Below are 22,208 nucleotides of genomic sequence, written 5' to 3'. Positions count from 1 at the left end.
ACCTTCGCCAGCGCCAGCGCCTGCAGCGATGCGTGGTCGATGCAGGAACCGGCGTAGCCTGCGAAACGTTTAAAACTTGTCGAGCGTACGCAACTTCTGCGGCAACCCCCACAGCAGCAGTGCCACGGCGATCAGCGCACAGACGCCGATGACATACAGCGCCGGCGTGGTACTGCCGGTCAGGTCTTTGATCCGCCCCACCATCACCGGGCTGACAATGCCGCCGAACTGGCCGAGGGTGTTGATCACCGCGATCCCACCGGCAGCCCCTGCGCCGGCACCGGCCAGCAGTTTTGGCGGCAGGGTCCAGAAGCTCGGGATAGACGCGATGATCCCGGCACCGAGCAAGCCCAGCGCGACAATCAGGAAGGTCGTATGGTTGGCGAAGATCCCCGCACAGAAGAACCCCACCGCGCCCACTGCGACTAACCCTGCGACAAACTTGCGGCGCTCGCCAGTCGAGTCAGACAACCGCCCGATCACCACCATGGTGATGGCGCCGCAGATGTAAGGGATGGCGGTCAGCAAACCAATCATCACCGGGCTCTCGGTGCCGGCGCTGCGAATCAGTTGCGGAGCCCAGAAGTTCAAGCCGTAGGACGCCACCTGAATCAGGAAGTAGATCAGCCCGAGCGTGAGGAAACCCGGAATCCGCAGTGCGGCGAGCAACGAGCCGCCACTCTTGTGCGGTTCATGATGAGCGATACGGCTGGCCAGCAGCGTTTTCTCTGACGACGTAAGCCAATGGGCGTCTTCGATGCGGTCCTTGAGCAACGTCAGCACCAGCAAGCCGAGGCCGATGCAAGGCACCCCGCCCAGCAGAAACAGCCAATGCCAGCCGCGCATATCGAGGAAGCCGTCGAGGTGTTGAAGCACCAGCCCGGAGAACGGTGCGCCGATCAGACCGGCAAACGCCGACGATAGAAACAGCATCGACGTGATGCGCCCGCGATAGTGCTGCGGGAACCACAGCGTCAGGTAATACAGCACGCCTGGGGCGAAACCTGCTTCCATCGCACCGATGACGAAGCGCAGGGCGTAGAACTGCCATTCGCTGTTGACGAAGACCATGGCCGCGGTGGCCAGCCCCCAGGACATCATGATCCGGGCGATCCAGCGCCGGGCGCCGACTTTGTACAGCATCATGTTGCTCGGCACTTCGAAGATCACGTAACCGACCACGAACAACCCGGCGCCGAGGCCGTAAGCGGTGTCGCTCAGGCTCAGGTCGGCCTGCAGCTGGAACTTGGCGAAGCTGATGTTGATGCGGTCGAAAAATGCGAACAGGTAGCACACCATGATCAACGGCATCAGGCGCCAGGCGACTTTGCTGACCAGGGCTTTTTCTTCGTCGTGGCTAACGGACGGGCTCGCGCCCGCCTCCAGTACATTAAGGCTCATAGTGTTTCTCCAGGCGGACTTCCCGCGGGGGTCCGATTGTTTTTGTTGTCTGGTGTGGGATTACAAAGTTGTGATGGATTGCGGGGCTGGATGCAGATTGCAGTTGCGTCCGGCCTTGACCAACTGACCGGGCACTTCGTGGCCTAGCAACGCGGGCAATCCTCGCGACAATTGCAGCAACAGCGGCAGATCGATGCCGGTGTGAATGCCGATCTCATCGCACAGGTTGACCAAATCTTCGGTGCAAATATTGCCAGAAGCGCCCGGCGCAAACGGGCAACCACCGAGCCCGCCCAGTGCCGCGTCAAAGCGACGGGCACCGGCTTCGTAGGCGGCCAGCACGTTGCACAGACCGAGCCCGCGGGTGTTGTGGAAATGCAGGGTCAAGTCAGTCGGTGACACTCGCTGCAAGACCCGCCGCACCAGACGATCAACCTGTCGCGGATTGGCCATGCCGGTGGTGTCGGCCAGGGTAATGCCCTGGATCCCGAGCGCCTGATAAGCCTCGACGATTTGCAGCACGCGATCCTCGTCGATCTTGCCTTCAAACGGACAGCCGAAGGTGGTAGCGATGCTGCCGTTGAGTCGCACCGTCGCCCCGCCAATGTATTGCACGATCTCGCCGAACGCCGCCAACGAGGCTTCGCAACGCATGCGCATATTGGCCAGGTTGTGGGTCTGGCTGGCGGACATCACCAGATTCAACTCGTCGGCCCTCGTCGCCAGCGCCCGTTGCGCACCTTTCAGGTTGGGAATCAACGCGACGTAAATCACCCCCGGTTGCCGGGTGATGCCCTTGAACACCCGCTCACCATCGCGCAGCGCCGGGATAGCCTTGGGGGAAACGAAAGAGCCTGCTTCGATGCGGCTGAAACCAGCCAGCGACAGCTGATTGATCAAGGCAATCTTGTCGACGGTTTCGACCCAGGTCGGCTCGATCTGCAAGCCGTCGCGGGGGGAGACTTCCTGAACAATCAGGGTCTCGGAAAAATCAGTGATCATTGCACCACCCCGGCAGCTTTCAGTCGTTCGATGTCTGGCCTCGTAAGACCCAGTCCCTCGAGAATGCCGTCGGTGTGCTGACCCAACGTAGGTCCGGACCAGTTCACGCCACCGGGTGTCTCGGACATTTTCGGCACAATGCCGGGCATTTTCACCGAGGTACCGCCGGGCAGGTCGGCGTTGAGCAGCATGTCCCGCGCCTGATAGTGCGGATCGGCGACGATGTCGGCGACTGAATAGATGCGCCCGGCCGGGACTTCGGCAGCTTGCAGTGCCGACAGCACATCGTCGATCGGCAGGCTGCTGGTCCAGTGAGTGATCGCCGCATCGAGAACGTTGCTCTTGGCGGCACGCCCGTCGTTATGGGCGAACTCCGGCGCATCGGCCAGATCACGGCGACCGATGACGTCCATCAAGCGCTTGTAGATCGGGTCGCTGTTGCCGGCGATCACCACGTAGGCGCCATCGGCGGTCAAGTAAGTGTTGGACGGCGCAATGCCCGGCAAGGCCCCGCCACTGCGTTCACGAACATGGCCGAGCATGTCGTATTCCGGCACCAGGCTTTCCATGACGTTGAACACACTTTCAGCCAAGGACACATCGACCACTTGCCCGCCGCCCTGCCCGGTCTTGACCCGCAGCAATGACATCAAGGCACCGATCACCGCATGCAAAGAAGCCAGGGAATCGCCGAGGCTGACCCCCACCCGAGCCGGTGGTGAACCGGGGGTACCCGTGGTGTAGCGGATCCCGCCCATGGCCTCGCCGATGGCGCCGAAGCCCGGGCGATCACGGTACGGCCCGGTCTGGCCATAACCGGAAATACGCACCAGCGTCAGGTTAGGGTTGAGGGCGTGCAACACGTCCCACCCCAGACCGAGTTTCTCCAGGGCGCCGGGACGCAGGTTTTCGATCAACACGTCGGCGCTGGTCGCCAGTTGCTTGACCAGTTCAATGCCTTCGGGAGATTTCAGATTCAGTGCGAGGGACTTCTTGTTTCGCGATTGCAGGTACCACCACAGCGACGTGCCTTCGTGCAGCTTGCGCCATTTGCGCAGCGGGTCGCCCTGACCCATAGCTTCGATCTTGATCACGTCGGCGCCGAACTCGGCGAGCATGCGCGCGGCGAACGGCGCGGCGATCAGCGTGCCGATCTCGATCACTCTGATTGCACTTAAGGGGGCAGTCATCGCGGGGTACCTCATGTTGTTCTTGGAATATGAGCCAAGGCTAGAGGACCACGAGGCCAGGAATCCAACCTTCAATTGGCAACGAGCGTTCGCGATACGCGAACGCTCAATTCGCCCCGCGCAACTGCTCGAACAACATCCGGCTCACCGGCGACAGCGCCGCTTCATCGCGCACCACCAGTACCAACTCGCGATCCGACCAGTCATCCGTCAACGGCACCGCGTGCAAGCCCAGCGCCCGGCCAAACAGCTCATAGGCCTTTTGCGGCAGGATGCCAATGCCCATGTTGGCCTGGACCATCCGGCACATGGCATCGAAACCTGGTACATGAATCCGTAGCCGCAGCACTTTGCCGGCCTGGCGCGCGGCCGCGTGGGTACGCCTATTGATCGAACTGGCGGAGTGCAGACCGACGTAATCGCTGCCCAGCGTATCGGCGAAAGCCAGGCTGGAACGTCTCGCCAACGGATGATAAGGCAGCATCAACACCACCAGTTTGTCCTGTCGATAAAGCACGCTGTGCAGCCCTTTGACGTCGCTGTCACTGGAGCAGATCCCCAGGTCGGCTACACCATCCAGCACACCCTGAATCACCCCGCTGCTGGGACGCTCTTCGAGGTCGGTCTTGACCTGAGGATAACGCTCGGAGAAGTCCCGCAGGTCTTCGGGCAGAAACTGAATAATCGCCGACAGGTTGGCGAGCATCCGCACATAGCCGCGCACGCCATGGCTGTGCTCGCCCAGTTCGAGCCCCATTTTTTCGACGTTGAACAGCATCTGCCGAGCATGGTGCAACAAGGTTTCACCGGCCGGCGTCAAGGTCATGCCCTTGGCCTGGCGTACGAACAGGCTGATGCCAAGCGCTTCTTCCAACTCCATCAGCCGCTTGCTGGCCGCCGACACGGCGATGGCTTCACGCGTGGCGGCACGGGTCAGCGTGCCCTCCTCATGAACGGCGACAAACAACTGGAGAGTGAACAGGTCGAGGCGGCGGATCAGGCTTTTTTGCAGCATGGAGGGCTCGATGACTTCTGTTCGACTGAGTCGGCAGGATAGCCCGGTTTCTACGCGCCTCGGCAAAGCAATTAGCCCACAACCTCACAAGGCATCGCCCTACACATAAATCTCTTGTAACACTCAGCCGTACCGGAAACAGCCGATTCAAAGCCTCCGCCGCACTCTGTAAAGTCTGGAAACACACACTCACTGCAACACACCCATGGATCGTTTCACTCAAGGAAAGTCATTTTCATATGGACCAGACAGCACAGCCGACAAACCGCTACACCAACTACCGCAAAGTCATCGCGTTGGCCGATCACGATTGGGAGAGCGCTGAAGCCGGGAAAATTTCAGGGCTCAACGTCGAAATCAGAAGTGCCAACCGAATGCTCGATCAACACGGGCGCGCGTTTCACCATTTCTGTACGACGTCTTACCTGGGCCTGGATCACCATCCCGATATTCTCGATGGCGCCATGACCACACTGTGGGAAACCGGCACCCTGCGCGTCGCCAATTCAAAGAACCGCTGCAAGCTGGCCATTCTGGAACAGTACGAAATCGAATTGTCCGAGTTATTCGGCGCCAGTTGCCTGAGTACCTTGTCGTGCAGTGCGGCGAGTGCCGGGATTCTGCCCTTGCTGGCCAGCGGCGTATTCACGGAAAACCGTCCTCCCGTGATGGTTTTTGACCGGTTGGCGCATTACTCGATGAATCACCTCAAAGCCGCCTGTGCCGATGAAACCACGGTCGTGACCTGTCCTCATAACGACATGGATTTTCTCGAGAAGCAGTGCCAGCAGCACCGCACCGTTGCGTATGTCGCCGACGGCGCCTACAGCATGGGCGGGGTCGCAGACCTGGACAGTCTTTTGTATCTGAAGGACCGCTATGGGTTGTTTCTCTACCTGGACGATTCCCATGCGCTGTCCGCCGTCGGAACATCGGGCGCAGGCCTCGTACGCCCAAGGTTGCACGCCCTGGAAGATGACTGCCTGATCGTCGCCTCGCTGGCCAAGTCGTTTGGCGCCAGCGGTGGTCTGGTAATGCTGGGCAATGAACGGCAGAAGAGGCTCATTGCACGTTACGGCGGCCCCAGCAATTGGTCGCAAAGCCTGAACAGTGCAGCCATTGGCGCCGGCAGAGCCTCCATCCAGCTTCATCACACGCCGGAATTTGCCGCGTTACAGGAAAAACTTCAGGTTAATATCCGGCTGTTCGACAGCCTCATACGAACCGATCAACACAACAGCAACATGGCGATTCGACTGGTCAACTGCGGCGAAGCAGCGCTGGCCAACGACATCGCCATGGAATTGGCCAATCACGGCTTCTTCACCTCGGCGGTCTTTTTCCCGGTGGTCGCGCAAGGCAAGGCAGCCATCAGAATCACACTGCGCGCCGACATGGAGCCGACGCTGATCCGACACTTTTGTGAACTCATCACCGAGCTACTACGCACTCGAGGCAGAGACAGCGGCTGTTGAACTGAAACCAGGGAAGAGTCAATGAAGAGCAGCACCACCCTCCTCGTTACCTGCTGCACGGTGTTCCTTGCCCAATTGGGCATGAGCATTTACCTGCCGGCACTGCCGGACATGGCCCGGGATCTGTCCGCTGACGCCTCGCAGCTTTCCTGGGGGCTGGCGGTGTATCTGATCGGCATGGCATTGCCGATGTTGTTCTGGGGCAGCCTGGGCCAGCGCATCGGTCGAAAACCGGTGTTGCTCGCCGCGCTGGGTATCTACGGGTTGGGTAATCTGGCCCTGCCCCTGAGCCAGACGCTTGAATCGTTCCTGGCGTTTCGACTGGTTCAGGGCATTGGCGCCAGTGGCATTTCGGTCATGGCCCGGGTACTGATCCGCGACAGTTTCCGTGGCGACCTGCTGGCCAAGGCGTTGTCCTGGCTGTCGATTTCCTTTGTGGTGGCGCTGGGGATTGGCCAATACCTGGGGTCGATCATCCAGGTGGCGCTGGGCTGGCCAGCGATCTTCTACCTGTTGGGTGCTGTGAGTCTGATGATGGCGCTGGTCGTGGCTCGGGTTACGTTCCCGATGCTGGCCGAGGAAAAGACCCCGTCATCCGCCTGGCCGAGTTACTGGCGCATTTTGCGTCATCGGGCCTTTCTGTTACCGGCCCTCACCGGCGGCCTTGGGTACGGAGTGATTGTGGCGTTCAACACCGCAGCGCCGCTGATTCTGCAAGGACCGTTCAACTGGTCGGCCGTGGAATACGGGTTGTTGGGCTGGCCGATCAGCGTGGCGTATTTTCTCGGGGCTTTGGGGGTCAATGGCTTTGTACTTCGCACCGGTCAACGCGGGTTGATAACGGCGGGTGTGGGGCTGGTGCTGACCGGCAGCGCGGTGATGTTGCTGGGGAGTTTGGCGGGCACTGCAGTGGCGCTGCTGTTCTGGTTGCCCTATTGCGTTGCGGTGTTCGGCCAGTCTTTGACTTATCCGATCAGCCTGTCCCTGGCCAATGACGGTTCGCCGGTTGGCGGTGCGTATGCGATGGCGTTGAGCGGTTTCATTCATCAACTGATGGCTGCTGTAATCGGCGGGATCGCCAGTTTGATCGCGAGCCCGCAAGCATGGCCGTTGTCACTGTTGTGTACCTTGCTGGCGTTGGGCGCGATGCTCTGCGTCATGCTCGCGCCCGGTCGAAAAACCTCCTAAAAAGCGCTGCGGAAAATCTCCTCGATCTGGCGCTGATCCGCCACGCGAGGATTGGTCAGGCCACACGCGTCTTTCAAGGCATTGGTGGCGAGGATCGGGATGTCGTTGAGCTTGGCGCCGAGCTCACGCAAGCCAGCGGGGATTTCCACGTCTTGGGACAGGCTGCGGATCGCCACGATGGCCGCCTGGGCGCCCTCTTCCGGGGTGAAACCGTGAACCTCGACGCCCATTGCAAAGGCGACATCGCTAAGGCGATCGGCGCAAACCAGCGCGTTAAAGCTTTGTACGTGGGGCAGCAGTACCGCGTTGCACACCCCATGAGGCAAGTCATAGAACCCGCCCAACTGGTGAGCCATGGCGTGGACATAACCCAGGGAGGCGTTATTGAACGCCATGCCAGCGAGGAACTGCGCGTACGCCATGTTTTCCCGCGAGGCCATGTCACCGCCGTCGCGGACGGCCAGGCGCAGGTTGTTGCTGATCAACGTGATCGCCTTCAGTGCGCAGGCATCGGTGATCGGATTGGCCGCCGTGGAAACGTAGGCTTCGATGGCGTGGGTCAGTGCGTCCATGCCAGTGGCCGCCGTCAGGCCCTTGGGCATGGCGACCATCAGCGCCGGGTCGTTGACCGACAGCAGCGGCGTGACGTTGCGATCGACAATGGCCATTTTCACGTGACGGGATTCGTCGGTGATGATGCAGAAACGGGTCATCTCGCTGGCGGTGCCGGCGGTGGTGTTGATGGCGATCAGCGGCAGTTGCGGCTGGGTGGATTGATCGACGCCTTCATAATCGCGAATCTGCCCACCGTTGGTCGCGCACAACGCGATGCCTTTGGCGCAGTCATGGGGTGAACCGCCGCCCAGGGACACCACGAAGTCACAGCGGGTTTCTTTCAGCAGACCCAGACCGCTCTCGACGTTGGCGATGCTCGGGTTAGGCTTGGCGCCGTCGAAAATCACCGAATCGATGTCCTGCATTGCCAGTTTCTCAGCAATCATCTTCGCTACGCCCGCCTTGGCCAGCCCGGCGTCGGTGACAATCAGCGCCTTGCGAAAGCCATACTTGCGAATGGCGTCCATGGCTTCGTCGAGGCAACCGATGCCCATGATGTTCACGGCGGGGATGAAAAACGTGCTGCTCATGAGCGATTCTCCTGGCTGAGGCCGAACCGGCAGCGCCGATCCAGCGGGTACCCACAGGATCGGCCTATCGCTCACGCAGCAACTTGATCTGGCTCAAGTCTTGGTCGTGATAAAGTCGCCGCCCATCAGACCTTCTGCTTTGAGACTTTGAACGCAATGACCGATTTCCAGGATGTTGATGCCCAACTTGAAGACTGGAACGCCTTGCGCGCCACCGCCTCGTTCCGCGGCCTGCTGGTGGGCAACGGCGCCAGTCGTGCCGTGTGGGACGACTTCGGCTACGACTCGCTGTTCGAAAACGCCCGTACCGTCGAAGAAAAACCCTTGAGCCCGTCCGAACTGAGCGTGTTTGACGCCCTGCAGACGCGCAGCTTCGAGCAGGTGCTCAGCGCGCTGAAAACCACCAGTCGGGTCAACAAAGCCCTGGCCATAAGTTCCGCCGCACCGCGCAATCGTTACTATGCGATCAAGGAAGCGCTGATCAACACCGTGCACGCGGTGCACATCCCGTGGCGGCTGGTCGTGCCTTCGACGCTGGCAACGATCAATCAGGAACTGGGCCGCTACCAGACCGTGTTCACCACCAACTACGACCTGCTCAATTCCTGGGCGCTCCAGCGCCAGCCTGATGCGATCAGCGACCTGTTTCAGGGTGCAGAATCAAGCTTTGATCTGAGCGCCACCGCGACCGATAAAACCCGCCTGCTTTACCTGCATGGCGGGTTGCATCTGGTGCGGAATCAGGATGGCACGGCGCGCAAACTGATGTCGACCGAGGGCACGTTGCTCGGCAGCTTCGCGATCAACAACACGATCAAGACCCTCGACGACGTGCCGCTGTTCGTCAACGAAGGTCCGGCGCAGGACAAGCTCAAAACCATTCGCAGCTCGGACTACTTGTCGTTCTGCTACGACCAGCTACTTGGCCATGGCGGCGGGTTGTGCCTGTTTGGCCATGCCCTGGGTGAGCAGGACAGCCACATCATTGACGCCTTGCGCCTGGCGAAACCGCAAGTGGTGGCGATCTCGATTTATCCGCGCAGCAAGGCGTTCGTTCAGCACCAGAAGCGGCACTACGCGAAGGTGTTTGAAGGAACCGGGAGTGAGTTGCGGTTTTTTGATTCGAAGACGCATGCGCTGGGCAGCCCGACGTTGACGGTGCCGGTCGAAGTTTAGGTCAAGATCGCTCCCTCGCGGGTGTGAGCGTGGGAACGATCAGCGGCGTATTTAGAGCACCGGCAAGGTCTTGTCCTTGATCATCGTGGTCGGCCCGTTGACCTTCACGCTGGCGATGCCTTTATCCATCGCGGCAGCGCAGGTGTAAGCCTCGCTGCTACCGATGATCTCGTGGTTACCAGCCTTGAGATTATTGAATGGTTTCGCGCTTCAGAGTAAAGACCAACCCGCCCTACTTCACCACCGCGCGCACCACCGATAACGCCGGCGCCTGCACCCGTCGCTGAATCAGATACCGTGTACAACTGACCCGCAAAAACGAGGCGAAATTTACCACCTCGCCGCGGTAGTCCATCACCTCTTCATACAGTTTGGCGATCAACTGGTTGGTGGTCATGCCGTCGACCTCGGCGATTTCGCTGAGGATGTCCCAGAACTGATTCTCCAGCCGCAGGGTGGTGACTACCCCGCAGATGCGCAGCGAGCGGGAGCGCGATTCGTAGAGAATCGGATCGGCTTTGACGTAGAGCTCGCACATGGGAAGGTCCCCCGTTACAGCGTGATTGTGGTGCCCAGCAACCCGAGGAAACCGGCGAGCCAGCTCGGGTGCGCCGGCCAGGCTGGCGCAGTGGCCAGATTGCCCTGAACGTGACCTTCCGTCACTGGGATATCGATGAACGTACCGCCCGCCAGGCGCACTTCCGGGGCACAGGCCGGGTAGGCGCTGCACTCACGACCCTCGAGAATCCCCGCGGCCGCCAGCAATTGTGCACCGTGACACACGGCGGCGATCGGTTTGCCAGCCTTGTCGAACGCTCGCACCAGTTCCAGGACTTTTTCGTTCAGGCGCAGGTACTCCGGCGCACGACCGCCCGGTACCAGCAGGGCGTCGTAGTCCTCGGACTTGACCTTGGCGAAGTCGAAGTTCAGGGCAAACAGGTGACCCGGTTTTTCGCTGTAGGTCTGGTCGCCTTCGAAGTCATGGATTGCCGTGCGCACGGTCTGACCAGCGGTTTTGTCCGGGCAAACGGCGTGCACCGTGTGACCGATCATCAGCAGCGCCTGAAACGGCACCATCACTTCGTAGTCTTCGACGTAATCGCCGACCAGCATCAGAATTTTCTTGGCAGCCATGGGGAGGACTCCTCTGGGAAATACGTGGGCCTGCAGGAGTGTTCAAAGTAGTCCTTATCCGCAGGGTCGGGTAATAACCAGCTACTACCTGATGGACCGCGAAGGCATCCTAAAACTGTACGGATAACTCTGCGCCTAGCTGTAACAGAGCAACGCCCACGGTTTATGGCTAGATGAAGGCCTTCCCGCCACCCTCGATTCTGGTTGCCATCATGTCCTCGCGCGAAAACACCGGCATGGCCCTCGGTCTGCTCGGCGTTGTGATCTTCAGCCTCACCCTGCCCTTCACACGGATCGTCGTGCAGGAACTCCATCCGCTGCTCAACGGCCTGGGCCGCGCGCTGTTCGCCGCGGTTCCGGCGGCGATGTTGTTGCTGTGGCGCCGGGAGAGATGGCCAACCTGGAAACAGGTCAAAGGCCTGACCCTGGTGATTACCGGAGTGATCCTCGGTTTCCCGGTCCTCTCGGCCTGGGCCATGCAAACCTTGCCGGCGTCTCACGGCGCACTGGTCAACGGCCTGCAACCGTTGTGCGTGGCACTGTACGCCGCATGGTTGTCCCACGAACGACCGTCGAAAGCGTTCTGGGCCTGCGCCGCACTGGGCAGCGCGCTGGTGCTCGGTTATGCGCTGATCAGCGGTGCCGGCAGTATTCAGACCGGTGATTTACTGATGCTCGGAGCGATTGCCGTGGGAGGCCTGGGTTATGCCGAAGGCGGCCGATTGGCCAAGGAGATGGGCGGTTGGCAGGTGATCTGCTGGGCGTTGGTGCTGTCTACGCCGTTGCTGATCGGGCCGGTGGTGTATCTGGCGCTGCAACATCAGGGCGCGATTTCGACCAAGACCTGGTGGGCCTTCGGTTACGTATCGCTGTTCTCGCAGTTCATCGGTTTCTTCGCCTGGTACGCCGGGCTGGCGATGGGCGGCATTGCCCGGGTCAGTCAGATCCAACTGTTGCAGATCTTCTTCACCATCGCTTTTTCGGCGCTGTTCTTCGGCGAACACATCGAGCCGATCACCTGGCTGTTTGCCGCCGGGGTCATCGTGGCCGTGATGTTGGGACGCAAGACGGCTGTGCGCCCGGCACAACCGGGCACGTTACCGGCAGGGATTCAGATCAAGCCTTAGCAACCAGCAGCCCGTCGGCCCGCAGCAGGGTTTCGAGGCAATGTTCGCTGATGTGGTAGAAATCCTTCAGCGCCTGAATCTTCACCAACAGTTGGGCCGGATCAACCGGCTCGGCACGTTTGACCGCCAGGATCATCTTGTTCTTGTTGGTGTGGTCCAGTGAGATGAACTCGAACACCTTGGTCTCGTAACCGCAGGCTTCCAGGAACAACGCGCGCAAACTGTCGGTGACCATTTCCGCCTGCTGGCCCAAATGCAGACCGTATTGCAGCATCGGCTTAAGCAGCGCCGGGCTCTGGATCTGCAGGCGGATCTGCTTGTGGCAGCACGGCGAACACATGATGATCGAGGCACCGGAACGAATGCCGGTGTGAATCGCGTAGTCGGTGGCGATGTCGCAGGCATGCAACGCGATCATCACGTCCAACTCGCTCGGCGCCACGCTGCGCACATCACCGCACTTGAACACCAGTCCCGGATGTTCGAGCTTTGCGGCCGCTGCGTTGCACAGGTTGACCATTTCTTCGCGCAACTCGACGCCGGTCACTCTGCCTTCGACCTTCAAGGTGTTGCGCAGATAGTCATGGATCGCGAACGTCAGGTAACCCTTGCCTGAACCGAAATCCGCCACCTGAACCGGTTTGTCCAGCGCCAGTGGTGACGTGGTCAACGCGTGGCTGAAGACTTCGATGAACTTGTTGATCTGCTTCCACTTGCGTGACATCGCCGGGATCAGCTCGTGTTGCTGGTTGGTCACGCCGAGGTCCGCGAGGAACGGCCGGCTCAGGTCGAGAAAGCGGTTCTTCTCGCGGTTGTGCTCGGCGGACGGCACTTCACGTAATTGCTGAGGTTTGCTCTTGAATAGCGAAGACTTGCCCTTTTTGCTGTATTCAAGCTGAACTTCATCAGTCAGCGACAGCAAATGTGCATTTTTGAACGATGCCGGCAAAAGTGCGGCGATGGTCGCTACGCCTTCGGCAATCGGCAAATTCTTGGTGATGTCGCGGGTCTTATAGCGGTAAACGAAGGACAGGCAGGGCTGATCCTTGACTGTCAGCTGCTTGATAATCAGCCGCTGCAACTCCATTTCAGTGCCGACGTACTTGGCCAGCACCAGTTTGATGAAGGCGTTGTCGTCAAGACTGGATTGCAGCAGATCGATGAACTGGGCGTGATGATCCGGCACGAGGCTGGCGGGAGTGGCGGTAACAGACATGGAAAAAACGGCCTCGGGCGGTGCGAATCGGGAATGGCGGGTATTTTAGGGCGGATGGGGATTGAGGGCACGGGTAATTTCCCGAACGGTGTGAGCTGTAGCAGCTGAGATCAGCCTAAAACCACCAAGCGATTCGGCAACTCATTCCTCACATGCGTCACCGGCACATGCACCTTGAGCAACTCGCCACACGCCTCCACACAGGTCACAAACCCCTGCAATGTCTGTCCCTGCTTCACCTGCTGAGTGAATGCCGCAACAATTTCATCCCAGTTTTTGTTGTCCAGCCGTTTGGAAATCCCTTCATCCACCAGAATTTCTACATAACGCTCAGCTTCGCAGACAAAGATCAGCATGCCGGTGCTGCCCACCGTGTGGTGCAGGTTTTGCTCCAGAAACTGCCGGCGTGCCAGGTTCGAGGCGCGCCAGTGACGCACCGAGCGCGGGATCAGGTATGTGGTGATTTTCGCAATCCTGAACACCAGGCACAGCACGATGAACGCGATCCATTGCACCAGCAGCAAGCTGTGCAGGGTCAGCCAGCCGGTCAGGTAATGCACGACACCCGGCACCACCAGCGCCAGCAGGCTGGCCCAGAGCAGCGGAATGTACGCATAGTCATCGGCGCGGGCCGCGAGCACGGTCACCAGTTCGGCGTCCGTATCGCGCTCGACCCGGGCAATCGCCTCGGCGACTTTGCGTTGTTCGTGTTCGGTCAGTAGTGCCATGTTTAAGAATGCCCACTCGCTATTGTTGTGTGATCACCAGCCGCCCGAGGAACCGCCGCCCCCGAAACTGCCACCGCCGCCGCTGAAGCCCCCGCCGCCGCCACCAAAACCTCCGCCGCCGAACCCGCCGCTGGAACCGCCTCGGCCACCGCCACCGCGGGGCACAATCCCGAGCATCTGGCAGACAAACATCGTCAGGATGAACAGCATCACCAGAAACACGAAGATCCCCGGATGCCGTGCGATGAAGTCGCTTTCCTGATTGCCACCGGAGTCATACACCGTGGACGGCTCATCCAGCGGATTGCCGCCCAGCACCTCGAACATTGCCGCGACCCCGTCGCTGATGCCCTTGCTGAAATTACCGGCCTTGAACGCCGGGGTGATCACCTGATTAATGATCACTGAGCTTTGCGCATCGGTCAGCCGATCTTCCAGGCCATAACCGACTTCAATCCGCAGCTTGCGATCGTCACGCGCAACGATCAACAACGCGCCATTGTTTTTGTCCTTCTGGCCGATGCCCCAATAGCGCCCCAGTTGATACCCGAAGTCCGCAATGTCGGTGCCCTGCAAATCCGGCAACGTGACCACCACCAACTGCTCGCCGGTGGCTTTTTCATGGGCCTGAAGCTGTTGCGTCAATTGCTCACGCACCGCAGGCTCGATCATCTGGGCGATATCGACCACCCGCCCGGTCAGTTCCGGAAATTTCAACGCGGCCTGAGCCGTCAGGGCAAACACCCAGAGCAACAACACCAGGCCAACTTTCAACACGCGCATGGGCAACCTCATCCGTGGTGACACTTCAAACCCGTCACGACGCTTACTGGAACTTCACTTGAGGCGCTTTTTGCGCATCGGGGCTGGTGGCCTCGAAGGTTTCGCGGATCGGCAAATCGCTGTACATCACGGTGTGCCACAGGCGACCGGGGAAGGTACGCAGTTCCGTGTTGTATTTCTGCACGGCGAGGATGAAGTCCCGACGCGCCACGGCGATGCGGTTCTCGGTGCCTTCAAGTTGCGATTGTAACGTCAGGAAGTTCTGGTTGGCCTTGAGGTCCGGGTAACGCTCGGACACCACCATCAAACGGCTCAAGGCACCGCTCAGCTGATCCTGGGCCTGCTGGAACTGCTTGAGCTTTTCTGGATTGTCCAGCGTGCTGGCGTCCACCTGAATCGACGTGGCCTTGGCCCGGGCTTCGATCACTGCCGTCAGGGTTTCCTGCTCATGCTGGGCGTAGCCCTTGACGGTTTCCACCAGGTTGGGAATCAGGTCGGCGCGGCGCTGGTACTGGTTCTGCACCTGGCCCCACGCAGCCTTGGCCTGCTCGTCGAGGGTCGGGATCGTGTTGATGCCGCAGCCGGCCAGCAGTGTGGTCAACAACATCAAGACTGCAACCTGCAGGCTCGACCGATAGTGGTGTCGTACATTCATCTGGGTGATGCTCCCTTGCACATTCCGTTGAAAAATAACCTTCGAACTTTGAACCCGGCTCATGGGGCATAATCTGCCGCCACTGGATTGCATCGAGCCAATGGGCTAAAAGATGCCCCAGCGCAAAAACACTGCGCAAGTGTGCCTGCATTTACCTGAACAACAATAGTCGCTCCCTAAATTTTGGCTGACCGGCGCGTATTCACCGCCGTTTAGGCTTTTGAGAAAACTATTCATGAAGAAGCTGTGTTTGCTGGGCTTGTTCGTCAGCCTGGCCAGTCATACCGTATTGGCCGCCACGACGCCCGCACCTCTGGAAAACAAAGACGCGTTCATCAGCAACCTGATGAAGCAGATGACCCTCGATGAAAAGATCGGCCAGTTGCGCCTGATCAGCATCGGCCCGGAAATGCCTCGGGAGCTGATCCGCAAGGAAATCGCAGCCGGCAACATCGGTGGCACGTTCAACTCGATTACCCGCCCGGAAAACCGTCCAATGCAGGACGCGGCCATGCGCAGCCGGTTGAAGATCCCAATGTTCTTCGCCTATGACGTGATCCACGGCCACCGCACCATTTTCCCGATCCCGATAGCCCTGGCCTCAAGCTGGGACATGGACGCCATCGGCCTGTCCGGACGCATCGCCGCCAAGGAAGCCGCGGCTGACAGCCTCGACATCACCTTCGCGCCGATGGTCGACATCTCCCGCGACCCGCGCTGGGGCCGGACTTCCGAAGGCTTCGGCGAAGACACCTACCTGGTGTCACGCATCGCCGGCGTGATGGTCAAAGCCTTCCAGGGCACGGGCGCGAACGCGGCCGACAGCATCATGGCCAGCGTCAAGCACTTTGCCCTGTACGGCGCGGTCGAGGGCGGTCGCGACTACAACGTCGTCGACATGAGCCCGGTCAAGATGTTCCAGGACTACCTGCCACCGTACCGTGCGGCTATCGACGCCGGTGCTGGCGGGGTGATGGTCGCGCTGAACTCGATCAACGGCGTGCCGGCCACCGCGAACACCTGGTTGATGAACGACCTGTTGCGCAAGCAGTGGGGCTTCAAAGGCCTGGCCGTCAGCGACCACGGGGCGATTTTCGAGCTGATCAAACACGGCGTCGCCCGTGACGGTCGCGAAGCCGCGAAGCTGGCGATCAAGGCCGGCATCGACATGAGCATGAACGACACCCTCTATGGCAAAGAGCTGCCAGGGTTGTTGAAGGCCGGTGAGATCCAGCAAAGCGACATCGACAACGCGGTGCGTGAAGTGCTCGCCGCCAAGTACGACATGGGCCTGTTCAAGGACCCGTACCTGCGCATCGGCAAAGCTGAGGACGATCCGGCCGACACCTACGCCGAAAGCCGTCTGCACCGCACCGAGGCCCGTGACGTCGCGCGCCGTAGCATGGTGTTGCTGAAGAACCAGGGCGAAACCCTGCCATTGAAGAAGACTGCAAAAATCGCCTTGGTCGGTCCGCTGGCCAAGGCACCGATCGACATGATGGGCAGTTGGGCCGCCGCTGGCCGCCCCGCCCAATCGGTGACCCTGTTCGATGGCATGACCACCGCACTGGGTGCGCAGTCGACGCTGATCTACGCCCGTGGCGCCAACATTACCAGCGACAGGAAGGTGCTCGATTACCTCAACTTCCTCAACTTCGACGCACCGGAAGTGGTGGACGATCCGCGCTCGGCCCAAGTGCTGATCGACGAAGCCGTCAAAGCCGCCAAGGATGCCGATGTGGTGGTGGCAGCGGTGGGCGAATCCCGTGGCATGTCCCACGAATCGTCGAGCCGCACCGACCTGAATATCCCGGCCAACCAGCGCGACTTGATCAAGGCGTTGAAAGCCACAGGCAAACCGCTGGTACTGGTGTTGATGAACGGCCGTCCACTGTCGATTCTCGAAGAGAAGGAACAGGCTGACGCGATTCTGGAAACCTGGTTCAGCGGCACCGAAGGCGGCAACGCCATCGCCGACGTGTTGTTCGGCGACTACAACCCGGCGGGCAAGTTGCCGATCACCTTCCCTCGCTCGGTAGGCCAGATTCCGACCTACTACAACCACCTGAGCATTGGCCGGCCGTTCACGCCGGGCAAACCGGGCAACTACACCTCGCAGTATTTCGATGACACCACAGGCCCCCTGTTCCCATTCGGATTCGGCCTGAGCTACACCCATTTCAGTCTGAGCGACATGGCGCTGTCGTCGACCACACTGAACAAAACCGGCAAGCTCGACGCCAGCGTCATGGTGAAAAACACCGGCAAGCGTGACGGCGAAACCGTGGTGCAGTTGTACATCCAGGACGTGACCGGTTCGATGATCCGTCCGATCAAGGAACTGAAGAATTTCCAGAAAATCATGCTCAAGGCCGGCGAACAGAAAGTCGTGCGCTTCACCATCACCGAGGATGAGCTGAAGTTCTTCAATGCACAGCTTGAGTACGCAGCAGAACCAGGCAAGTTCAACGTACAGATCGGCCTGGATTCACAGGACGTGACGCAGCAGAGCTTCGAACTGCTGTAATCCCGCGCGCAATGATCGTTCCCACGCGTGGGAACGATCTGGTCAGTAAGTCGTGCACACAGTGGTTGGGGTATGACGACTATCCTCGTCGATCCAGCAGAATCACTACCAACCGATCCACCCACCCCCAAATCCTTTGCTTCGCCCGCCGCCACAGCGGCCGGCGTTGCCATGCATCCAGACTGACTTCAAGGCTCTGCGCAAAATCTGTCTCGAAACTCGCCGCCACCGCCCGCGTCAACCTTGGGGCCAGCGCCTCGAGGTTGGCTTCCAGGTTGAAGCGCAAATTCCAGTGATCGAAATTGCACGAGCCGATGCTCACCCAATCGTCAACCAAGACCATTTTCAGGTGCAGGAAACACGGCTGGTATTCGAAGATCTTCACCCCGGCCTTGAGCAATCGCGGGTAGTAACGATGCCCGGCGTAGCGCACCGACGGGTGATCGGTACGCGGGCCGGTCAGCAGCAGCCGCACGTCGACGCCTCGGGCGGCAGCGCGGCGCAATGAGCGGCGAACTTTCCAGGTTGGCAGGAAATACGGCGTCGCCAGCCAGATCCGTCGCTGGCCGCTGTTCAACGCGCGAATCAACGATTGCAGGATGTCCCGGTGCTGGCGGGCGTCGGCATAGGCGACCCGGCCCATGCCTTCGCCCATGGACGGCACGCGTGGCAAACGTGGCAAGCCGAAATACGAGGCGGGTTTCCAGGCGCGCCGATGCCGGTTGGCGATCCATTGGCGGTCAAACAGCAACTGCCAGTCGATGACCAAGGGACCGGTGATTTCCACCATCACTTCGTGCCATTCGCTGGTGTTTTCGCCCGGCGTCCAGAATTCATCGGTCACCCCGGTGCCGCCCACCACGGCCATGCTCTGATCGACCAGCAACAGCTTGCGATGATCGCGGTAGAAGTTGCCCACCCAACGCCGCCAGCTCAGGCGATTGTAGAAGCGCAGATCGACACCCGCGACGATCAAACGCTGACGCAAGGTCAGGGTGAACGCGAGGCTGCCGTAATCATCGAACAGACAGCGCACGCGCACCCCTCGTTCGGCAGCCTGGACCAACGCCAGAACCATCGCCTCGGCACAGGCTCCCGCCTCCACCAGGTACAGTTCCAATTCAACCTGCTCTTCGGCGCGGGCAATCGCGACCAACATCCGTGGGAAAAACTGCGGACCGTCGATCAACAACTCAAAACGGTTGCCTTCACGCCAGGGGAAAATCGCGCCGGCCATGTTAGCGCGCCGTGAAAATCAGGACCGCACCCACCGGCACCGACAGACTGATGGCCGACAAACCGGCGACCTTGCGCAAGCTTTCCAGGCCAGGGACCAGGTCGAAATCCGCGGCATTGATGATCAGCGGTTCGAGGGTCACCACCTGGAAGCGTCGGTCATCGAGACGGGTTGCCAGCAGTTCGGCGTTGTATTCGTGTTGTTTGCCATGCAGGTTGACGGTCAGCGGCAGGCGCAATTCAAGTTGCGCGCCAGGCGCCAGATCGTTGATCGGGCGTAGATCAATCTGCGCGGTGATCAGTGCGTCGGGGAACGCCTTGATTTCAAACAGGTCTTTGCGCATGCGTTCATCGCGCAGCGGGATGCCACTGTTGACCGAGTCCATCTCGACTTTCACCTCGGCCAGGCCTTTGGGATCGACCTTGCCGTGCAGCACCAGAAAGCGTTGCACCTCAGAAATGTTGGCGTTTTTGGTGCTGATGAACGACAGCCGCGAGGACTCGCCGTCCAGATACCAATCGGCGTGGGCCGACAGGGTGGCACCGGCCAACAGCAGCAAGGCGAGGGTTTTGCAGAGGAAGCGGTTGAACATAGAGACTCGTGGGCAGATAAACTTGCACGAACCTTAACCGCCCGTGAGCCAATTGCAAACTTGTAGCCGCTGGCGAAGCGTGCAGCTACAAGAACAGTGGTGTTCAGGGACTCAGGCGGCAACCGTGGCGCTCGTCGACCCAAGCGGCGCTGTTGCTGCGGCCCATGCCGCTGACCGAAACGCGCTTGCTGGCGGCGTCATCGGTAAAGCCACTGGTCGGCAGCCACTGTTTCACATAGCGGTGGCAGTACTCGGCAGGGTTGTTCATCACGTAACGGCACGAACAGTATTCCTTGGCCGTGTAGGCGCTGATGATGTCCGGGAACGCCCACAGCGCCGCGCGCTCCTGCCAGATCCAGCCGAGCAAGGCGATCAGCAGGATCAACAACAGCGTGCTGAACGGTCGACGACGAACAAAGCGGCGACGGTTCATGGCTGCACCTTCGCGGCAAATGCCTTGAGCGTGAACTTGAGCAAATCGTTGTGCTGGTAGCTGCCGTCGCGGTCATCGCCATAACGCACGATCACCAGGTTTTCGCCGGGAATCACGTACATTGCCTGACCCCAATGCCCCAACGCCGCGAAGGTCTCGGCGGGAGCATCGGGCCATGGTTTTGCCGCGCCGTCCAATGCTCGATTGAGCCACCAATGGCCGCCGGGTACCGCGTCATCCTGATGGGTTTGATAGCGGGCGAACGGCTCGCGGTTGAAAGAAACCCAGTCCTTGGGCAGCAATTGCTGCTCGCCCCAACGACCGTCGCGGGCCATCAGCAGACCAACCCGGGCCAGATCCCTGGCGGTGAGGTAGGCATAGGACGACGCGACGAAGGTTCCCGTGGCATCGCGTTCCCAGACGGCGTGGCGAATCCCCAAAGGTTCGAACAGAGCAGTCCATGGATAGTCCGGATAGCGGGTCGGGCCGACGATGGTTTTCAGCGCAGCGGATAACAAATTACTGTCGCCGCTGGAGTAACGGAACGCCTGACCGGGTTCGGCGAATTCACCGTGATCGACGGTGAACGCGGCCATGTCCGGGTGACCACGGGTGTAAAGCATCGCGACCACCGAGGACTTCAATGGCGCGTATTCATAGTCTTCCTGCCAGTCCAGACCCGAGGCCCAATGCAGCAGATCGGCCATGGTCATCGTCGGGCGTTTTTCTAGCGATGGATAAAATTTCCGTACCGGGTCCTGGAGCTTGAACAGACCTTCGCCATAGGCCACACCGAGGACCGTGGCCATCAGGCTTTTGCTGATGGACCAGGTCAGGTGCGGGGTGTCGGCGGTGGTCGGGGCGGCGTAACGTTCGTAGATCAGTTGACCGTCGCGGATCACCAGCAAAGCGTCGGTGCGGATGCCATTTCGGGTGGCCTCATCGCGGGGTGGGAAGGCGTAAGTCTCCAGGGCTTGAAGCGCCGGCCCGGTGACTGTCGGGCCGGTCGACCATTGCGCGGCAGGCCAATATTCGGCGTGGGCCGTGAAGCTGAGCAGGAGCATAAAAACCAGGGACAAGCCTTTGAACATGGCGTGGGCTCGGAGGGAAGAACTGGCTGAGCCTAGCCGAGATAAATGACAGTTCAAAAACTACGTCGTCATTAAGGCTGTCAACGCCTTGGCCAATCGCTTCCCCCGCGCACTCGTCGCCAAATCCATCACACCCTGATCACGCTGCCACATCGCCGCCCAATGCTGCGGGCCATCGGCCAGTGCCTGAGTCACCTCGGCCTTGAGCCCATCGAACTGCGCAAACAGGCCTGCGAGCAACACATGCCCAGACGGACTACTGGGTGCCTGCCGGCTGACTTCCGCACACCCGGCCAGCAGCGCCAGCAAACGCAGTTGCAAGGCTTGCGGCCAGTCGCTGTCCTGAGCGATGCCGTACAGCCAGGCGGTCATGGCGCTCAGAACGTAAATGTCTTCTAGGGTGCGGAACGGTTTGATGTAAGCGTCCCAGCCATCCCCCGCCAACAGTTCGCACTGAGCGTTATCGAGAAACAGCCGACCATGACTGATGTCTGGCATCAACGGGATCGCCGGTAGTTTCTCCAGACGCACGCCCGGTTCATCGGGATAGACCACCGCCAGACTCAGGCGCGGTTTTTCGTCGGGCGCTTCGCTGCGAGCAGCAATCAGCAGCCAGTCGGCGGCATCGCCTGCGGTGACAAAATCCTTGCGCCCGCTCAGACGCAAGTCGTGCAGCCGGGTTTGCATGTCCGCTACCCGCAGACTGCGCTGTTCGGTCGCACACAAGGCGCCGAGGCTCAGCGGCGCGCTCGGCCAGAGCATGCGCAACGCTGCCTGATAGCCCACCAGAAATGCCAGCCCCGGCGTCGACATCAAACGCCCCCCGGCCACCGCCAATTCGAACGGCGTGACGCTGCCCAACGGGTGCAACAAGGTCGCGAAACTTTCGCCCAGGTCCGGGTTGGCGGGCAGACGATCGCGGCGGCGCAGCAGGTTTTGCCAGGACATAAGAGGCTCCTCGTGGGCTGTCATATAAGCATCACCAAAGCTTCATGGCGATGACACCGGGGCTACATAGCCTGACTTTGCACAACACGGCGGCATAAAGAAAGTTGATCGGCTGCAACCCAAGACGGGTGACCGGCCCGTATGG

General features: G+C 60.3%; 21 protein-coding genes and 1 pseudogene. 5 read left to right on the top strand and 17 right to left on the bottom strand.

What is annotated here, in order from left to right; genetic code table 11:
* Window positions 1-69 precede the first annotated feature (69 nt).
* The 4 genes from ACXPVS_RS23675 to ACXPVS_RS23660 form a co-directional block, all read right to left on the bottom strand.
* Entirely contained in the window at window positions 70-1,401 is a 1,332-nt protein-coding gene (locus ACXPVS_RS23675; protein ID WP_458512059.1) for an MFS transporter, read from the bottom strand.
* 60 nt (window positions 1,402-1,461) lie between these two features.
* On the bottom strand, window positions 1,462-2,403 hold the full coding sequence (locus ACXPVS_RS23670; protein WP_458512058.1) for a hydroxymethylglutaryl-CoA lyase: 942 nt from the start codon (window positions 2,401-2,403) through the stop codon (window positions 1,462-1,464).
* Entirely contained in the window at window positions 2,400-3,593 is a 1,194-nt protein-coding gene (locus ACXPVS_RS23665) for a CaiB/BaiF CoA transferase family protein (RefSeq protein ID WP_458512057.1), read from the bottom strand. Before ACXPVS_RS23665 ends, ACXPVS_RS23670 begins: the two co-directional genes overlap by 4 nt.
* Before the next feature lie 106 nt (window positions 3,594-3,699).
* Window positions 3,700-4,608, bottom strand: coding sequence for a LysR family transcriptional regulator (locus tag ACXPVS_RS23660; protein WP_458512056.1), 909 nt, complete (start codon window positions 4,606-4,608; stop codon window positions 3,700-3,702).
* 239 nt (window positions 4,609-4,847) lie between these two features.
* On the opposite strand from ACXPVS_RS23660, the gene ACXPVS_RS23655 reads away from it, so the two are divergent.
* Window positions 4,848-6,083 (top strand): aminotransferase class I/II-fold pyridoxal phosphate-dependent enzyme, encoded by a 1,236-nt coding sequence (locus tag ACXPVS_RS23655; protein ID WP_458512055.1) that lies wholly within the window; start codon window positions 4,848-4,850, stop codon window positions 6,081-6,083.
* A 21-nt stretch (window positions 6,084-6,104) separates the two neighbouring features.
* Window positions 6,105-7,271 carry an MFS transporter gene (locus ACXPVS_RS23650; RefSeq protein WP_458512054.1) on the top strand — a complete coding sequence of 389 codons (1,167 nt, stop codon included), beginning with the start codon at window positions 6,105-6,107 and terminating at the stop codon, window positions 7,269-7,271.
* On the opposite strand, the gene yiaY is transcribed toward ACXPVS_RS23650, so the two are convergent.
* Entirely contained in the window at window positions 7,268-8,416 is a 1,149-nt protein-coding gene (yiaY, locus tag ACXPVS_RS23645) for an L-threonine dehydrogenase (protein ID WP_458512053.1), read from the bottom strand. The two genes, ACXPVS_RS23650 and yiaY, sit on opposite strands and share 4 nt — an antisense overlap.
* A gap of 156 nt (window positions 8,417-8,572) precedes the next feature.
* Between yiaY and ACXPVS_RS23640 the strand changes: the two genes are divergently transcribed.
* Window positions 8,573-9,592, top strand: coding sequence for a DUF4917 family protein (locus tag ACXPVS_RS23640; protein WP_458512052.1), 1,020 nt, complete (start codon window positions 8,573-8,575; stop codon window positions 9,590-9,592).
* A 51-nt stretch (window positions 9,593-9,643) separates the two neighbouring features.
* Here the strand turns inward: ACXPVS_RS23640 and ACXPVS_RS23635 are convergent.
* The 3 genes and pseudogenes from ACXPVS_RS23635 to ACXPVS_RS23625 form a co-directional block, all read right to left on the bottom strand.
* Window positions 9,644-9,793 (bottom strand): annotated as a pseudogene (locus tag ACXPVS_RS23635) (YegP family protein); the annotation flags it as partial.
* Window positions 9,794-9,824: 31 nt separating this feature from the next.
* Window positions 9,825-10,130, bottom strand: a complete 306-nt coding sequence (locus tag ACXPVS_RS23630) for a ribbon-helix-helix domain-containing protein (RefSeq protein ID WP_458512051.1) — start codon at window positions 10,128-10,130, stop codon at window positions 9,825-9,827.
* Window positions 10,131-10,144: 14 nt separating this feature from the next.
* The gene (locus ACXPVS_RS23625) at window positions 10,145-10,726 is read right to left on the bottom strand and encodes a DJ-1/PfpI family protein (protein ID WP_458512050.1); all 582 of its coding nucleotides are present in this window, start codon (window positions 10,724-10,726) and stop codon (window positions 10,145-10,147) included.
* Window positions 10,727-10,938: 212 nt separating this feature from the next.
* Between ACXPVS_RS23625 and ACXPVS_RS23620 the strand changes: the two genes are divergently transcribed.
* Window positions 10,939-11,853 carry a DMT family transporter gene (locus tag ACXPVS_RS23620; RefSeq protein ID WP_458512049.1) on the top strand — a complete coding sequence of 305 codons (915 nt, stop codon included), beginning with the start codon at window positions 10,939-10,941 and terminating at the stop codon, window positions 11,851-11,853.
* On the opposite strand, the gene ACXPVS_RS23615 is transcribed toward ACXPVS_RS23620, so the two are convergent.
* From ACXPVS_RS23615 to ACXPVS_RS23600, 4 genes are all read right to left on the bottom strand, one after another.
* Complete coding sequence (locus ACXPVS_RS23615) at window positions 11,843-13,069, bottom strand: class I SAM-dependent methyltransferase (protein ID WP_458512048.1); 1,227 nt, start codon at window positions 13,067-13,069, stop codon at window positions 11,843-11,845. The genes ACXPVS_RS23620 and ACXPVS_RS23615 overlap by 11 nt on opposite strands.
* Before the next feature lie 110 nt (window positions 13,070-13,179).
* Window positions 13,180-13,797, bottom strand: coding sequence for a TPM domain-containing protein (locus tag ACXPVS_RS23610; RefSeq protein ID WP_458512047.1), 618 nt, complete (start codon window positions 13,795-13,797; stop codon window positions 13,180-13,182).
* Window positions 13,798-13,830: 33 nt separating this feature from the next.
* A complete protein-coding gene (locus ACXPVS_RS23605) occupies window positions 13,831-14,580 on the bottom strand; it encodes a TPM domain-containing protein (RefSeq protein WP_458512046.1) in 750 nt (249 codons plus the stop codon).
* A gap of 43 nt (window positions 14,581-14,623) precedes the next feature.
* A complete protein-coding gene (locus ACXPVS_RS23600; RefSeq protein WP_458512045.1) occupies window positions 14,624-15,235 on the bottom strand; it encodes a LemA family protein in 612 nt (203 codons plus the stop codon).
* A gap of 235 nt (window positions 15,236-15,470) precedes the next feature.
* Between ACXPVS_RS23600 and bglX the strand changes: the two genes are divergently transcribed.
* The gene (gene bglX / locus ACXPVS_RS23595; protein ID WP_458512044.1) at window positions 15,471-17,762 is read left to right on the top strand and encodes a beta-glucosidase BglX; all 2,292 of its coding nucleotides are present in this window, start codon (window positions 15,471-15,473) and stop codon (window positions 17,760-17,762) included.
* 79 nt (window positions 17,763-17,841) lie between these two features.
* Here bglX and ACXPVS_RS23590 read toward each other — a convergent pair whose 3' ends face one another.
* From ACXPVS_RS23590 to ACXPVS_RS23570, 5 genes are all read right to left on the bottom strand, one after another.
* Window positions 17,842-18,999 carry a phospholipase D-like domain-containing protein gene (locus tag ACXPVS_RS23590; RefSeq protein ID WP_458512043.1) on the bottom strand — a complete coding sequence of 386 codons (1,158 nt, stop codon included), beginning with the start codon at window positions 18,997-18,999 and terminating at the stop codon, window positions 17,842-17,844.
* 1 nt (window position 19,000) lies between these two features.
* Complete coding sequence (locus tag ACXPVS_RS23585; protein ID WP_458512042.1) at window positions 19,001-19,591, bottom strand: YceI family protein; 591 nt, start codon at window positions 19,589-19,591, stop codon at window positions 19,001-19,003.
* Window positions 19,592-19,694: 103 nt separating this feature from the next.
* On the bottom strand, window positions 19,695-20,024 hold the full coding sequence (locus ACXPVS_RS23580; RefSeq protein WP_458512041.1) for an amidase: 330 nt from the start codon (window positions 20,022-20,024) through the stop codon (window positions 19,695-19,697).
* The gene (locus tag ACXPVS_RS23575; protein ID WP_458512040.1) at window positions 20,021-21,115 is read right to left on the bottom strand and encodes a serine hydrolase domain-containing protein; all 1,095 of its coding nucleotides are present in this window, start codon (window positions 21,113-21,115) and stop codon (window positions 20,021-20,023) included. The genes ACXPVS_RS23580 and ACXPVS_RS23575 overlap by 4 nt, the downstream gene beginning before the upstream one ends.
* Before the next feature lie 60 nt (window positions 21,116-21,175).
* Complete coding sequence (locus ACXPVS_RS23570) at window positions 21,176-22,063, bottom strand: acyl-CoA dehydrogenase (protein ID WP_458512039.1); 888 nt, start codon at window positions 22,061-22,063, stop codon at window positions 21,176-21,178.
* Window positions 22,064-22,208: the final 145 nt, after the last annotated feature.

It is taken from the genome of Pseudomonas sp. Ma2-10 (genome assembly GCF_054330215.1).
This window is presented reverse-complemented; position numbering and strand designations above follow the sequence as displayed.